We start from the raw sequence: 16094 nt of genomic DNA on the forward strand, positions 1-16094 counted from the left end.
CAAAGTAAATGATATCATAAATAATAAATAAAGTATAATAAGAGTATTTCCAGAATATTCTATAATAAAAAACAGTATGAAAATTAAATTTTTACTAGTGCTCAGCAGTCTCTTCTTTTTTTTAAATGCCTGTTCTAAAGATGACAATGAAACTGTTGAAACTTTAGAAACACCTATTGCAAATGCACCAAAAGATGTCAATGACAATGGTTTTAAAGCTAAATGGAATTATGTTTCCAATTCTAAAAGCTATCTTTTGGATGTTTCTACAACCGAAAATTTTACAGCATTTGTGCCCAATTACAATTCAAAAGAAGTAACTGATTTAAATGAAATTGTAGTGGGTTTAACAGGAGGTACGCAGTATTATTACAGAATTAGAGCCAAATCAGAGACGCAAACTTCGGGTTATTCAAATGTGATTAGTGTTGTAACTACAGGTTCCAGTGGTATTCCTGAAGATCCTACTTTTTTAAAAGTAAAAGTCAATAAGGCAGCAAATCCATTTTTTGTTGGTATGGCAATAAAGGCCTCACAATTAACCAGCGGAAGCCCCTATGATATCATTTTGAAAAATGAATTTAGCAGTATTTCTGCCGAATATGAAATGAAAATGGATCAAATTTCTACTGCAAGCGGTGTTTATAACTGGGCAGTGGCAGATAAAATTGTTGCTTACGGAAATTCAAATGGTATCAATGTTCACGGTCACGCTTTAGTATGGCATAACTCAGTACCAAAATGGTTAATAGATTTTTCAGGTACTGATACTGAATTTGCAGCAGAAGTAAAAAAATACATTACGGATGTTGTGACGCATTATGCAGGAAAAGTAAAATCATGGGATGTGGTTAATGAAGCTGTAGATGATAATGGCGGCAACATGAGAAATACTATTTTTCTTAGACGAATGGGACCTAATTATGTAAAAGATTGTTTTCAATGGGCAAGAAATGCAGCAAATGCAGCAGGTGATACAAATTTATTACTGTTTTATAATGATTATGCAACGTCTACCAATATCCCAAAACAAGACAAGGTTTTTAGCATTATAGATGATTTAAAAACAAGTAAACTTATTGATGGTGTTGGTTTCCAAATGCATAATACTTATTTAAGCCCGACAAAAACTCAAATTGAAACAGATATTAACAGAGCAGTCTCAAAGGGTCTGAAAATACATGTTTCGGAATTAGACATTCAAGTCAATCAATTTAATGACATCTCTACTTTTACAAATGAAAGAAGGTTAGCTCAAAAAGAAAAATACAAGGAAATCGTAAAAATCTATAATGCACTTCCCGCAGCAAATAAATACGCTTTAACGATTTGGGGAATGAAGGATAATGAATCCTGGATTCCATATAGTACAGATCTGAACCATGTTGGAAATGACTGGCCTTTATTGTATGACTCCAATTTTGCTGTCAAAAGTTCGCATACCGGATTCCTCGAAGGTTTAGATTAAATTTTAAAGCATATTACTTTACTATACTATTAATTAACCACAAAAAATTATGAAAAAATTAAATTTATTATCATTAGCATTATCATGTGTTTTGGGATTTGCATCCTGCTCAGATAATACAAGTCCTGTATTGGCAGAAGACCAATTGGCAAGTGTAAACAACTCTAAAAGTACAGGTAAAATAGCCGGTGCACCCTGGGTGAAACAATTTGAAGATACATTCAATGTAGGTTCTAATCTGTCACAATGGACAAAAGAACAACGAGCAGATTATAATTCGTGGTATTGCGACTATGCCAGTTCAGTGCCAACTACGCAATGGAGAGATGGAAAACAATGTTTGGAAATCAAGACAACAAAATTGAGCACTTACAAATATCAATCCGGATTCATTTCTTCTAATTATCAATATAAGCCTGAAAATAATACAGAGTATATGCTTTCCGCCAATATTAAACTAGTAGCGATGGATGGCGGAACTTACAAATCTTTCACGCAAACCTACGGCGCCTGGCCTGCCTTCTGGTCTGTGCAGCAAAATGCCTGGCCAACCAAAGGAGAAATTGACATCATGGAAGGGTACTCTTTTGCGCCTAATGCCAGTCGTTTTACTTCAAATCTTTTCTATGGAACTTCCAGCGGAACAAACCTTATAGGGAATTCTGCAGAGAGAAACTATCCGGGTAATTTTGATATAAATGGAAATGGTGGATGGCATTTATATGAATCCTTTTGGAAAATGAAAGACAATGTCGTAACCGTAACTATAAAGGTAGATAATGTAACGGTTTCAACGTATACCAATGGTAGTGCAGGAAATCTTAATTTAAATAATTTCGGACCACACTCGATTATATTTAATCTAAATGTTGGATCAAAAGATTCCAATTTCATAGACCCTAATAAGATTAACTTATTTTCATCTGTAATGATGTGGGTAGATGATGTTACCGTTTACAAAAGACCAATCTAATTGATAAGCGGAGGAAGCAGATTTCGAAAAAATTATAAATATTTGTGTTGTAGCCAGCACTGATGGTTCGAATTCAATTCTTCAAAATACAACTTTAAAAAAGAGGCTTTCCGTAAAGGAACAGCCTCTTTTATATATTAATGTTTAATCTCAATTTATCTCTTGTTATGGTGATATTCTGGAATATAATTCTTTTTTCTAAGCTTTTACTATTTTTATGTCCAGTCAAGGGACCATAACTGGACAATTCCCAGAGTTGCATGTTCTTCTACAGCTGTTATAGTAATTTTTGATAGAGTCTATGATGGAGGCTCTGTGGCATCTAAAATTAAGTTTTACCTTTAGATGCGACAGAAGCCTACCTGATTATTATAATTTATTTTTAATTATTCATCTATAAAGAATTGCTGTTCATCTGATCTATAATAGCATTATTAAATTAGAGAGTATATTTACAACTTCATATTTCTATTTTTTTAATAGATACGAACTTCGAATAAATGACTAAATTATTATTTAAATTTTTGTGGCAGGGTCTGAAAAAGGAAAACGGCATTTTGAAACTCTCTGTGCATGGGTATTTTTTTCTCTGCATCATTTTTTTTTCTTTTAGCAGTAAAGTTTTTTCACAAGACCTTCTGTTTTCTCCAATTGAAAACAGGCACCAGCTCAATGAAGAGAAAATCAGGAATTTTATTGAACTCCCGGATGGTAGGATAGGTGTTTTTACCGAGGGAATGCTGAACTTATACGATGGAGCAGATTTTAAGACAATACAAATTGATGATGATAATTCTGCCCCTCTTATATCATACAAGGGATTTCATCACAGTTACATAGAAAACAATCGCATTTGGTTTAAGTATAAAGGGAAAATCAGCCTGATTAATGTCTCTAAAGAAAAGAGTGAAGCCGATCCGATTAAAATCCTGCATTTTTTAGGATTTAAAGGCACTCCGGTTGATTTATTTGTTGATGAAAAAAAAGATATATGGGTAGTAAATGATTTAGGTGCACTGCTTTGTTACCAGCAGGATTCAAAAAAGGTAGTCTGCTTTTTAAACAGAATTTTTATAAAGGGAAGCCCGGAGGAACTACTTTACGATCTTGTTACTGCTCAGCAGAAAGTATATTTAATTTACAAATCAGGATTAATCCGTTGCTTTGACCGCTTCACCTCAAAAGAAATTTATAAACTATTTATTGTCAGGGATGATTTGGGTGATTTTAATGATTGGAATCACACCACGGTGGTAGGTAAATATCTGTATGTGGTAAGGTCCGGAATGATAAGAGGACAATTGATTCGGTATGATACTCAGACCAGGCAGTCAATAGTCTTATTACAAACCGACACCTATTGGCTTAACACCTTTGCAGCAAATAAGAATGGGGATTTTTTCATGAGCTGCAGCAAAGGGCTTTGGTACTTTAGATATGGCAGTACCTTTGGAAGTTTTTATCCTGAGTTAAATTTAACAGAAAAAAACAAAATAAAGACTGAAGTAAGTACTGTTTTATTTGATTATCAGGGAGGGCTTTGGATAGGGACATTAAATAAGGGGATTTATTATCATCATCAGGATCGTTCTCGTTTTAAATATTATCAAAAAAGCAATTTCAACTTAAAAGACAATGATGAATTTCAGATAAATTGTTTTGAAGAAACTGGTGATGGGAAATTACTGATCGGTACCAATCAAGGGCTCTATATAGCCGAACTTCCTCTCAATCACACAAAGTCATTCAAGGTTTTACTCTCTGATTTGCATTGCCATTCTCTGTTAAAAGATTCTACAGGTCAAATATGGATTTCGACCAATAAAGGACTGTATGTATTTGGTTCAAATGGCTTTATAAAACAATATACAAAACAATCCACCAGTTTTGTATACCAAACCAGTCCAGGCGAAATATTGGTCTGTACTGACACTGGAATTTTCAAGTGGAATAAGTCTTTGCAGTCTTTTGGTGTGTCCTTTTTGATTAATTCTCCTGCCGATGTATTTCAAATCACTCAGTGGAATCACCAATTGATTGGCATTTCTGATAATGGTCCTTTTATGATGAATATCGCAGGTGATAAAATTATCATGCCTTTGGCAAAAGGACATAAAAGAATGGCAATGTTTAGTCAAAAAAACCATAAATACAGTTGTCTTTTATCTGACTCTAACCAAGATTTATGGTTAGGGACTTATAATGGCCTGACCATTTGGGATCACAAAAATCAAAAGTTATATGAATTAAATACCGATAAAGGTTTAGTAAACAATAGTATTAAGGCGATAGTGGAAGATATAGATCGTTCGTTTTGGGTTACCACCTCACGTGGTGTAAGTCATATTATTAAAAAAAGAGCAGCAAGCGGACTTACTTTTAGAATCATAAATTATGATAAATTTACCGGAGTGCTGGAATATCCATTTACTGATCGCGCTGCGCTTATTTCTTCAAAAAACGGATTATTTATCGGGGGAATAGACGGTATGAATAATCTAAAAAGAAATGATGCCAGAGAAAATCAATATGTTCTTAATCCAATTTTATTTAGCTTCAAATTGTTTGGTAAAAACGTGACAAGTGGTCAGAAAATAAACAAAGAGATTGTTTTAAAAAATGCTATAACATCAACCGATACCTTAAGGCTGAAACATGATCAAAACTTTTTCAGCATTGGGTTTTCCGGACTCAATTATATCAATGAGTCACACACTTATTTCAGATATAAACTCGAGTATATTGATAGGAATTGGCGCAGGGAGAATTCTGCCCCCGGAGTAGGTGAAGCCAGTTATACCAATATAGCTCCCGGCCAGTATATTTTTATGGTGCAGGCCAGTTCTGACGGTCTGCACTGGCCTGGCAGAGTCAAAAATCTTTTAATTATCATCGAGCCTCCTATATGGAATACGATTCTTGCCAAAGTACTTTATTTGGTATTATTGTGTGTCGGGATTGTTTTAATTTCTAAGGCTATTATAAAACATAATACTTCAATTCGCAAAAAGCAACAAGATTATGCTATAGAGAGAGCTAAGTCGGATTTTATAACCAATATGAGTCATGAGTTGCGTACGCCCCTCACTCTTATTATAACACCTTTAAAATCGCTGCTTGCAAGAGTGGAAGATCAGAAAATAAAAAAAGAACTCCTGCAAATCAGTTCCAGCAGCGACCTTTTATTAGATACTGTCAATCAGTTGCTTGATTTTAAAAAGATTGATACAGGAGAAGAAATATTACATCGCAATTTTTATGATAATCTTTCCTTTATCAGTGAATTGTGTAAAGCCTATGGGTCAATAGCAGAAGAAAAAGAAATTGACTTTAACTGGGATATCGACCCGCAAAACGATGACTTGTATCTGGACAGGCAAAAAATTACCAGAATAGTAATTAACCTGCTCTCTAATGCCTTTAAATTTACCGGTTCAGGGGGTACAGTTAAATTCTCAGCCGTAATTGATAGTAAAGATAAAGTTCTGATAATTTTGGTTGAAGATTCAGGAATTGGAATTTCTACAATAGAAATAGATAATATTTTTAATCGTTTTTATCAGGCAGACAATCAAAATGGAGGATCCTCCGGCAGCGGTATAGGTCTGTATATGGTAAAATATTACGCAACAATGCATGGCGGGTGGGTCAGGGTAACCAGTTATCCGGGGCAGGGGACTTGTTTTAAGGTACTCTTATCCGTTGGTAAAGAAACCGAAGTTCCCTATTTTAAAGAAGGGGAAGAATCAACAAAAAAAAATATACTTATTGTTGAGGATCACATTATTTTTAGAGGCTATCTGCTGGCTGAATTGAAAAAGTATTATAATGTAATCACAGCCAATAATGGAGAAGAAGGTTTAAAGAAAGCAATAATGCATGTTCCGGATCTTATAGTAACAGATATGATCATGCCCCAAATGGATGGTCCACAATTAAGTCAATCGGTTCGAAATACCATTGCCGTGAGTCACATTCCTATTATCATGCTAACGGGAAGAACCTCTGATGAGGCTCGATTTGAAGGTTATAAGGCCGGAGTCGATGCTTATATGGTAAAGCCCTTTGATATTAATTTGCTGGTGCTTCGAATTGATAAACTATTGGAAATAAACGAGGCCAGACGAAAAACGTTCATTAATAAAAAGGAAGTGCAAATTGATGCCTTAACAGATAATCCGGTTGATCAGGAGTTTTTAAAACGCACTTTTAAGTGTGTCTTAGATAATTTGTCGAATTCTGATTATACAGTAGAAAAGTTCAGTGAGGATATGAATATGGACCGTACTGGTTTATATCGAAAACTGATGGCCCTTACAGATCATTCTCCCACAAATTTTATTCGTACTATCCGGCTTAAAAAAGCAGCCGAATTATTATTGGATAAAAAACTGACAATTGCAGATGTATCTGATCAGGTAGGTTTTAATAGTATTTCTTATTTTACCAAATGCTTTCATGACACTTTTGGTAAAACGCCCAGCCAGAGCAGGGAGTAAAATGTTTCAATATAATAAATTAATTTTTTTTTCTTAACATATTGATTGTGTGTGTTTTGTGATTTATTGCTATCTGGTTTCAACATGAGTTATAATTATTTCAACATAGTTTAAAGGCTTTAAAAACGACAAAAGTTATTTTTATTACACTATAAACTATCTAACTCAATTGAAATGAAAATTATTTATTCCCTATGTACTGTGCTGCTTTTTTGCCTTCATAGTAATGCGCAGAAATTCCAGAAAACCATTCAGGGAATCAAGACTATTGCAAATGGCAATAACATAGAAATACAGTTTTACAGTCCTGCAATTGTCAGGGTTATTAAATTTCCGGAGATAAAAAAAATTTCAAAAGAAAGTCTTTCGGTAGTTTTAAAGCCTGCCAAAACTGCTTTTAGTGTAAAAACCTTTGGCAATATTATCTTTTTAAAGTCGAATCAATTAACTGTTAGTGTAAATACTGCTTCAGGAAATATAGCATTTTCAGCCTCTGAAAATGAATTATTAAAAGAAAAACCTCAAGGAACGAAATTCGAACCTTTTGATGATGCAGGAGTAAAGACCTTTACAGTCACACAATCTTTTATCTTAGATAAAGAGGAACCAATTTATGGTTTGGGACAACATCAAAGAGGAGATTTAAACCAGCGAAATCAAAAATATCATCTCGAGCAGGGCAATGTGGATGATGCCGTGACTTTTTTTCAATCCATAAAAGGCTATGGGCTTTATTGGGATAACTATTCTCCAACAGAATTTACAGATGATGCCACCGAAACTTCCTTTAAATCGATTGTGGGAGATGCTGTTGATTATTATTTCATGTACGGAGGTAATGCAGATGGGGTAATTGGAAAAATGCGGGAATTAACTGGAGAAGTACCAATGTTTCCTTTGTGGACCTACGGTTTTTGGCAGAGTAAGGAGCGATACAAAAGTCAGAATGAATTGGTAGAGGTAGTGAAAAAGTATCGTGAACTAGCAGTGCCCCTTGACGGAATAATACAAGACTGGCAATATTGGGGTAACAATTATTTATGGAATGCAATGGAGTTTTTAAATCCTGAATTTTCAGATCCGAAAAAAATGGTGGACGAGGTTCATAATCTTAACGCCCATATGATTATTTCGATTTGGTCTTCCTTTGGTCCGCAGACAAAACCTTATAAGGAAATGGATCAAAAGGGAATGTTATTTAATATTAAAACCTGGCCGCAATCCGGTTCAGAAATATGGCCTCCAAATGCAGATTATCCTTCGGGAGTTAGAGTATATGACCCTTATAATCCTCAGGCAAGAGATATTTACTGGAAATATGCCGATAAGGGACTGTTTTCTCAAGGAATTGACGGCTGGTGGATGGATTCTACAGAGCCAGATCACTTCGAGGAAAAACCGGCAGATTATGACACAAAAACATATCTGGGATCTTTTAGAAAAGTGCGAAATGCATATCCTTTAATGACTGTGGGTGGAGTTTATGACCATCAGCGCAAAACCACGTCAGAGAAACGTGTATTTATTTTAACCCGATCTGCTTTTGCAGGCCAACAGCGTTACGGGGCCAATACATGGTCTGGTGATACAGGTTCTAGCTGGGAAACCCTCCGGAATCAGATTCCGGCCGGTTTGAATTTTACCCTTACCGGCATACCGCATTGGAATTCAGATATAGGAGGTTTTTTTGCTGGAGCCTACAGGCAAGCATGGAATGACAGGTCAGGAGCCAAAAATCCTCTTTATCAGGAACTGTATGTACGCTGGATCCAATTTGGCACTTTTAATTCAATGATGCGTTCTCATGGCACCGATGTTCCAAGGGAGATTTATAATTTTGGCACAAAAGGCAAGCCTGTCTATGATGCAATAGAGAAATTTATTACGCTTCGTTATGCACTTCTTCCTTATATTTATTCTACATCATGGGAAGTTACCAGTAAGCAGTCCAGTTTTATGCGGGCATTATTTATGGATTTTCCAGCTGATAAAAAAGGATGGGAAATTAAAGATCAGTTTATGTTTGGCAGGTCAATTTTGGTAGCTCCCGTCGTTCATGCACAATATACTCCGGAGAAAATAGTAAAAGTTAACGAATCAACGGGCTGGGATCAGCAAGGTGATAAAAAAAATACAGAAAAAATAACTGTAGACTTTACAGCAAAAAAGTCAAGAAATGTCTATCTGCCCGCTGGCACACATTGGTACGACTTCTGGACCAATGAGAAAATTAACGGAGGTCAGGAAATTATAGTAAAAACAGCCATCGATATGGTGCCTCTTTATGTAAAGGAAGGAGCAATTATTCCCTTTGGTCCGAAAGTACAATTTGCAACCCAGAAAAAGTGGGATAACCTGGAGATAAAAGTATATCCGGGTAAAGATTGTTCTTTTGTGCTTTATGAGGATGAGTTTGATAATTACAATTATGAGAAAGGATTTTATTCTGAAATTGAATTTTCATGGAATGAGGCATCAAAAAAATTAACGATTTCAAATAGGAAAGGACAATATACCGGAATGCTAACCAGCAGAAAATTTACTATTGTAATGCCAAATGGAATCGCGAGGATTATTAACTACAATGGTAAAAAAGTGGAAGAGAGATTTTAGTGATAATTCATTACAGTTTTTCCAATGCTTTCTCGCCCTATCCTTTAAAGTTTGCATTGAATAAAAAACAACCACAGGGTTAAGATTTGGGTTGAAAGGAATATTTAAAGGAGCTTTTTTACAGTGTTGCCTGATTTAAAGCAAAGGTAGCAATCTTCGGGCCATTAAGCAGTCCTGCCGCTGCTGTGCAGGTTTATTTGATGAATTTGCGCTAGATGATGTAGTTTAAAATGTAAACTTATAAATCCAATTCAAATGCCGGGAAAAATAAACGAAAATATAAAAAGCATCAGGGAACTTAAAGATTACACCCAGGAATATATGGCCTTCAGGCTTAACATTACCCAGGCGGGCTACAGTAAGATTGAAACAGGCACCATTCCGCTCAGTTGTGACAAATTGGAAGAGATCGTCTCTATTTTTGAAATGGATCTTATTAGCATTATACAGTTTGAAAGCAGTCTGTACCTTAAGAGTGATTTTATGAAGTTAAAGGCGCCGTCTGTGGAGCAGGATGATCTTTTTCATATAGAGATGCTCTACAGGGATAAAATTGCACTGCTCGAGAAACTGCTGGATAAAACAGATAAGGAACTTAAAAATTATAAGGATAAGTATGACTGTCTTTAAATATTTTGGCTCTTAGAGAGTTTTTTGAGTAATTTAGCTGATGGTAAAAATACCGCAGAACCGCAATGCTGCAATTCTTTGAAATATTTATAAACAACTCCCGGCTTTGAAACGAAATGGTTTTGCGCTAATAGCCACTACCCTTAAAATTAATCAAGATTTTGTTTTTACCTTTTTATTTATTTATATTTATTCTACCTGTAAATTGCATATCAATGAACTTTTCAAACGAACTTAACCACATCACAGAATTATACAATACCCTTGATTTTTCAAATGAAGATGATTTGTTGTTATCTATTGAAAACAAAAACACCTGCGAAAATATTTTGACAACAGTTCAATTTATACTAAATAAAGAGCCAAATCACTGTGAAGCATTATTATGGCGTATAAGGATAAATAACAGCCCCGTTTTTAATAATGTATCTGCTATACAAGATGATTGTAACCTTATACTGAATGAGAGTAGCGATATAACGGACAGACTTCAGGCATATGATTGGTTGATTTATATTTATATGGAAAAGCTATCGTTAAATGATCTTGCTATTGAAACCTTAAAAGATAAATTAATTGATATTAGTGGAATAAAAGATAATTGCGCTTTACAAGACCATGCTTTCGGCGATACTTACTATCGATTGGCTTATCTCTATCAGGAAGAAGGAGATGAAACCAAAGCAATCGATTATTATCTGAAATCGTTTAAACATGCTCCAAAAATGACACCTAGAAATTATGAAGGTGGTTTGCTTTTGCTTGAATTAGAAAGATTTGATGAGGCGGTACAATTATTGTCAGAGCATTTTGAAGTAGCAGATCCTGTTGAGTGTAAAGACTATGCAGAAAAGATAGAGGCGCTATTTAACAGAGGGAAGTTAAATAAACATTGGAATTTGTTTAATTTATTTTATCCCACAGCATTTGAAATACCCACAGCATTTGGGTATAAAAACCAAGATGAATTTGTAGCAAAATATCTGCCCATTATTATTAATGAAACTGAAAAAAATCCGGCAAATGCTATAGCCTGGAGGATGTTAAGTAATAACTATTACTTTAATGACAGGAATGCAAAAAAAGGTTTCGATAATTTGACCAAATATTATGAAATCGTTCAGCAGGTAGAAGATTTAACGATTGAAAGATATTATGATACTGCTGAAGACTTAGATATCGATTTACGAAGTATCGATTTTCCAATTTTTCCCAATGGTGCAATTTGCTATCATATACTAACCACCTATCTGGAAAAAGGCAATGAAGCACAGGATAGAAACGATCATTTTTCGGCACAAATGTATTATGAAACGGCAAAAAAATATGGTTTAGCTGGCTACCATGCATTCGATGATTACTTTAATGGTAATAAGGGACTGTCAATTAACAATGAACCACATACTTTTGCAATGCTTTGCAACAATCTTGGTATCGTAATTAAACAAGTTTCCTGGTATCAGCATAAAAGCTACCTTAATGAGGAGTGTAAATTCGCTTCAGATATACATTGGCAGGGTTACCAGATATCTCCTTTTTGGGAAAATTTAGATAATGGAATGGAAATTTCATGGAGAAATGATAATGCGCTGAACCTGGAGAATTTCTGTATGAAAGTACTTTCTAATTTCGATTATTACAAAAACACACTGGAAGCTGAAAAATGGTATCAGGTGATGTTTTATCTCATATCTGCTTACAGGCAATTGGAAAAATATGAAGAGGCAAAACAAATATATGAGCAAACTATCCAAAAATTTGAAGAAAACGGAGATGAACATAAAACAATTGTAAGTATAGTTCTGGATACAGCTATTGTATACTTCAATTTTTTAATGGCTAAGGACCTGCATAATCAAAGTATAAGCGATGTAAGTAATTTATTTAGTAATCCGACTTATCAAAAAATGCAAAGTGAAAAAGCAGAAGTTTTTAATTATTATTTTATGGCTCATGCCTATCTGGGTTTAAATGATAAAAATGAGGCTCAAAAGTATTTCAAACTAATTATCGAAAAATTTGCAAACACTCAGTTAAGTTATATACGCGATGTAGTTAACGATGCCAAAAGTAATTTGAATATTATAAATGCCGGACAAAACTTTGATGAAATAATTGTTTCGCTCTATGAAACTCAACCTGCAAGACTTTTTGATTATCCTTTAAAGGCAAAAGAGGAAAACGCTAAATATTTAAAGCATCTTTTAAATTTAGTAACCAACCATGAAATGCCTTCGTCCTCTGCATGGGTAGAGAAAGACATGTATATTGGTTTTGAGTCTAGAGAAAAACGAACTGAAACAGAAGAAATTTACGATTCATTTTTTTACATTCATTTAAAATCTGAAGACTTGGGTATAAGGTATGAACTAGTAGAATGGAAAGATGTGGAGAGTGGATTTTTAGGTTTATCAAAAAAAATAGTGGAGCGCAGTACTTTTTATGTCTGTTTCTATTCAGCATATAGTTCCGATACATCTGATACACGAACGGAATTTGAAATGGCATCAGAACACCTGCAGCAAAAGGCTCAGTATTTATGGAAAGAATGGATAAATAAATTGCATTATTATCAACCCGTGGCACTAAAAAAATAAATATGTTTCAACAATTTAGAGTAATTAAGTTGAATTGTTTATTACATTAATAATTATAAGAAGTAAAGAAATAAAAATCTGATAAAGAGTTTATTATGAGTATAAAAAAGGAGACAACTATACGATAGTTGTCTCCTTAATTGACCGTACGATACAAATTTCAAACCATTTTTATTCCTTCTTCTGTTACGATTAGTATACCGGCTTGTTCTAAGCACAAATAGAAATGCAGCTTAGTATATTGAGCTAGGCTGTTTTTTTATCAAATTTTGTAGTAATCAATACAAAAATACCAAGAAGTCCTTTTTTCCACCATCAATAGGGCAGGTATTTTTCGAATCATTTTTGTAGTAATCAATACAATAATAAATATAAAATGGATTTACAATTACAGTCAAAGACCGCTTTTATCAGCGGCTCTACACAGGGCATCGGATTTGCCATTGCCCAGCAACTTCTTCGTGAAGGAGCAGCGGTAATAATTAATGGACGCAGTGCGGATAAAGTTGATGCTGCCTTGCAAAAATTAAAAGCTGAGTTGCCGCAGGCTAGTGTATCAGGAATAGTTGCCGATTTTTCAAATGTAAAAGAGGTGGATGCTTTAATAAGCGCCTAGCCTCAGGTAGATATTCTGATCCATAACGTTGGGGTATTTGAATTAAAGAATTTTACGGAGATCACCGATGAGCAGTGGCTTTCTATCTTTGAGGTCAATGTATTAAGCAGTATCAGGCTCTCAAGGGTATTGCTTCCTAAAATGATTGACAGGGGCTGGGGCAGGGTACTGTTTATCAGCAGTGAATCGGGAGTTAATATTCCAGAGAATATGATTCACTACGGAATGACCAAAACAGCTCTACTGTCTATTAGCAATGGCCTTGCCAAGCTAACAAAAAACACACAGGTTACTGTTAATGCTGTTTTAGGGGGACCTACTTATTCCGATGGAGTTGCGGCGGCAGTAACACAGATTGCCAAGTCACAGGATTTAACAGAGGAACAGATGAAAGGAATGATTATACAAAACACCAATCCAACCTCACTCTTACAGCGTTTTATCAGTCCTTCAGAAATTGCGAGTACTGTTACTTATCTCTGCAGTCCTTTGGCCTCAGCAACTAACGGAGCAATAACCCGGGTGGATGGCGGTGTTCTCACCACACTCTAATACTATTTAATTTAATAATCTTCAAATAAAAAAAATATACCAATAAAAGGTCAAAAGCTGGAAAATCCGGCCACGGGCAGTATAAAGATTACAGATTTAAATGTAGTTGAAAACTCTAATGCCTTTTTTTACTAGTCTAACACTCTATTTTAATAAATTAAAATAATTTTTTGACGCTGGAATTAAAAAGAAAGAGAAATAACGACTGTTTTTTTTAAATTTTGATAATATTTAACATTATTTGAAATAACTGTTGAAAATAAATTGATAATTTTTAAAATTCTTTAGTTTTGTATAAGAAACAACTCTTAAAGTAGAAAGATCTTCAATGAAGAATGAAAAGAGCGATATTGATTTATGGAATGGCATAAGAAAGGGAGATTCTCATGCTTATCATAAATTATATGATCGGTACGCAGATATGCTTTTTACTTTTGGTATCCAGTACACAAACGATGAAGCTTTAGTACAAGATGCCATTCATGATATTTTTGTAGAATTGTATCGCTATCACAAAACTATTGCTGAAGAAGTAATTATAAAATCCTATTTGTTTAAATCACTTCAGCGGGATATTTTCAAAAAAATCAAATCACAATCAAAAATAGTTAGTCTTGATACAGTTTCACATAATATTTATAGAACAGGATCGACAGAAGAAGAACTTATTCAAGACGAAACTATTTATAATAAACACGCTAATTTAGCTTTGGCTTTAACTTTGCTAAGCAAAAAACAACGCCAAGCATTACATCTTAGATTTACAGAAGATCAATCTTATGATGAAATTTCTGCCATTTTAGATATTAGCCTTGAATCTTGCAGGACTTTAGTTTACAGGGCTTTAAAGGAACTTAAGAAGAAACTTTAAAAAAAGATTAAAAAAACATTAAATTTTTTGTCTATGTTTTTGCTTTTAAATTCTCTTACTAATATAGAGAATTTAAAAATAGAATTATTTTGTACCCAAATTTCAAAATTTTATCAAAAGAAGCAAAGGCAGATTTAAAAGTCAGACTTGAAAATAGTCTGGCTTTAGAAAAGCAACGCCCCAGACGAAAAAGGCTTCATACACTTTCGTGGAGTGTTGCTGCTGTATTCTGTATTTGCCTCGGAATTACACTTGTTATAAAAAAACAACAAGAACAATCAATTAGTCCAATAGAACAATTTGCGAACCGAACCACTGCAACTGTTCTTGAAGAAAGCGGCGAGGTTAGATTGGTATTAGCAGGACAACAAACCATTAATATTGCGGACAGCAGTACCATAGCTTATAATGCATCGGGAAATAAAATACGGGTAAATAACAAGCTATTCGTTCAAAAAAGCTCTTTTGAACCACAATATAATACGATATTGGTACCGTACGGAAAAAGAGCGCAACTAAGTCTTGCAGACGGAACTTTAGTCTGGCTGAATTCGGGATCCAAATTAATTTACCCAGTGGTCTTTAATACAAAAAACAGAGAGGTATATCTTGAAGGCGAAGGAATTTTTGATGTAGCTCATAATGCGACAAAACCATTTTTTGTGAGAGCACCAAATAATTATAGTGTTCGTGTATTGGGAACTTTATTTAATGTGAGTTGTTATGCTACAGACACTAAAGTTTCAACTGCTTTGTTACGCGGAAAAGTGAGAGTGGCGTATGCTAAAAAAGGCTTTTTTGCAGGAGATACAGTTAAGGAAGATCTTAAGCCAGGAATGATTGCCACTTTAGACAAAAAACATCAAACGATGCAAACTACTGTAGAAGATGTTGAACCATTATTTTCCTGGAGAAAAGGATATTATGAATTTTCGCAGCAAAAACTTCCATTGGTTTTAGAAAAATTGACAAGATATTATAATGTCACTTTTGTTATCAATGAAGAAAAGAATCAAAACCGGACGTATTCAGGAGCTTTCAAACTAAATGATGATCTGGACAAAGTAGTCAAAACATTAGAAGCAACTACAGGTTTTGAGTTTGTCTATGACGCAGCGACCAGAAAAATAATTATTAACTAAATATACCATTAACTAAAAATTACGGATTGCCCATGAAGAGATAAAACACGACAGAATAAAACAGTAAAAACTAACCAAAAAAAAAGCCAAAAGATGCTCGAACATCTCTTGGCTTATGTAAAATTTTAATTGC

General features: G+C 34.4%; 8 protein-coding genes and 1 pseudogene. All 9 read left to right on the forward strand.

All coding sequences use genetic code 11. The features are described 5' to 3' along the window. Positions 1-76: 76 nt before the first annotated feature. The 9 genes and pseudogenes from HAV12_RS10695 to HAV12_RS10735 all read left to right on the forward strand — a co-directional run bounded on the left by HAV12_RS10695 (position 77) and on the right by HAV12_RS10735 (position 15961). Positions 77-1468, forward strand: a complete 1392-nt coding sequence (locus tag HAV12_RS10695) for an endo-1,4-beta-xylanase (protein WP_171569652.1) — start codon at positions 77-79, stop codon at positions 1466-1468. A gap of 49 nt (positions 1469-1517) precedes the next feature. Then, on the forward strand, positions 1518-2441 hold the full coding sequence (locus HAV12_RS10700; protein ID WP_171569653.1) for a family 16 glycosylhydrolase: 924 nt from the start codon (positions 1518-1520) through the stop codon (positions 2439-2441). Positions 2442-2941: 500 nt separating this feature from the next. Continuing rightward, complete coding sequence (locus HAV12_RS10705) at positions 2942-6940, forward strand: ATP-binding protein (protein ID WP_171569654.1); 3999 nt, start codon at positions 2942-2944, stop codon at positions 6938-6940. A 174-nt stretch (positions 6941-7114) separates the two neighbouring features. Further along, a complete protein-coding gene (locus tag HAV12_RS10710) occupies positions 7115-9553 on the forward strand; it encodes a TIM-barrel domain-containing protein (protein WP_171569655.1) in 2439 nt (812 codons plus the stop codon). A gap of 255 nt (positions 9554-9808) precedes the next feature. Beyond that, entirely contained in the window at positions 9809-10183 is a 375-nt protein-coding gene (locus HAV12_RS10715; RefSeq protein ID WP_171569656.1) for a helix-turn-helix transcriptional regulator, read from the forward strand. 161 nt (positions 10184-10344) lie between these two features. After that, positions 10345-12780 (forward strand): lipopolysaccharide assembly protein LapB, encoded by a 2436-nt coding sequence (locus HAV12_RS10720; protein ID WP_205423368.1) that lies wholly within the window; start codon positions 10345-10347, stop codon positions 12778-12780. Positions 12781-13156: 376 nt separating this feature from the next. Further along, positions 13157-13948 (forward strand): annotated as a pseudogene (locus HAV12_RS10725) (SDR family NAD(P)-dependent oxidoreductase). 328 nt (positions 13949-14276) lie between these two features. Continuing rightward, entirely contained in the window at positions 14277-14819 is a 543-nt protein-coding gene (locus HAV12_RS10730; protein WP_171569658.1) for an RNA polymerase sigma factor, read from the forward strand. A gap of 89 nt (positions 14820-14908) precedes the next feature. After that, entirely contained in the window at positions 14909-15961 is a 1053-nt protein-coding gene (locus tag HAV12_RS10735) for a FecR family protein (RefSeq protein ID WP_171569659.1), read from the forward strand. Positions 15962-16094: the final 133 nt, after the last annotated feature.

It is taken from the genome of Flavobacterium sp. CLA17, assembly GCF_013112255.2.
In the GTDB taxonomy this organism is placed as follows: Bacteria; Bacteroidota; Bacteroidia; order Flavobacteriales; family Flavobacteriaceae; genus Flavobacterium; species Flavobacterium circumlabens.

Excerpts from the sequence above, each read along its gene's own strand:
- HAV12_RS10695 (WP_171569652.1), top strand. The coding sequence starts at position 77 with ATGAAAATTAAATTTTTACTAGTGCTCAGCAGTCTCTTCTTTTTTTTA.
- HAV12_RS10700 (WP_171569653.1), top strand. The coding sequence starts at position 1,518 with ATGAAAAAATTAAATTTATTATCATTAGCATTATCATGTGTTTTGGGA.
- HAV12_RS10705 (WP_171569654.1), top strand. The coding sequence starts at position 2,942 with ATGACTAAATTATTATTTAAATTTTTGTGGCAGGGTCTGAAAAAGGAA.
- HAV12_RS10710 (WP_171569655.1), top strand. The coding sequence starts at position 7,115 with ATGAAAATTATTTATTCCCTATGTACTGTGCTGCTTTTTTGCCTTCAT.
- HAV12_RS10715 (WP_171569656.1), top strand. The coding sequence starts at position 9,809 with ATGCCGGGAAAAATAAACGAAAATATAAAAAGCATCAGGGAACTTAAA.
- HAV12_RS10730 (WP_171569658.1), top strand. The coding sequence starts at position 14,277 with ATGAAGAATGAAAAGAGCGATATTGATTTATGGAATGGCATAAGAAAG.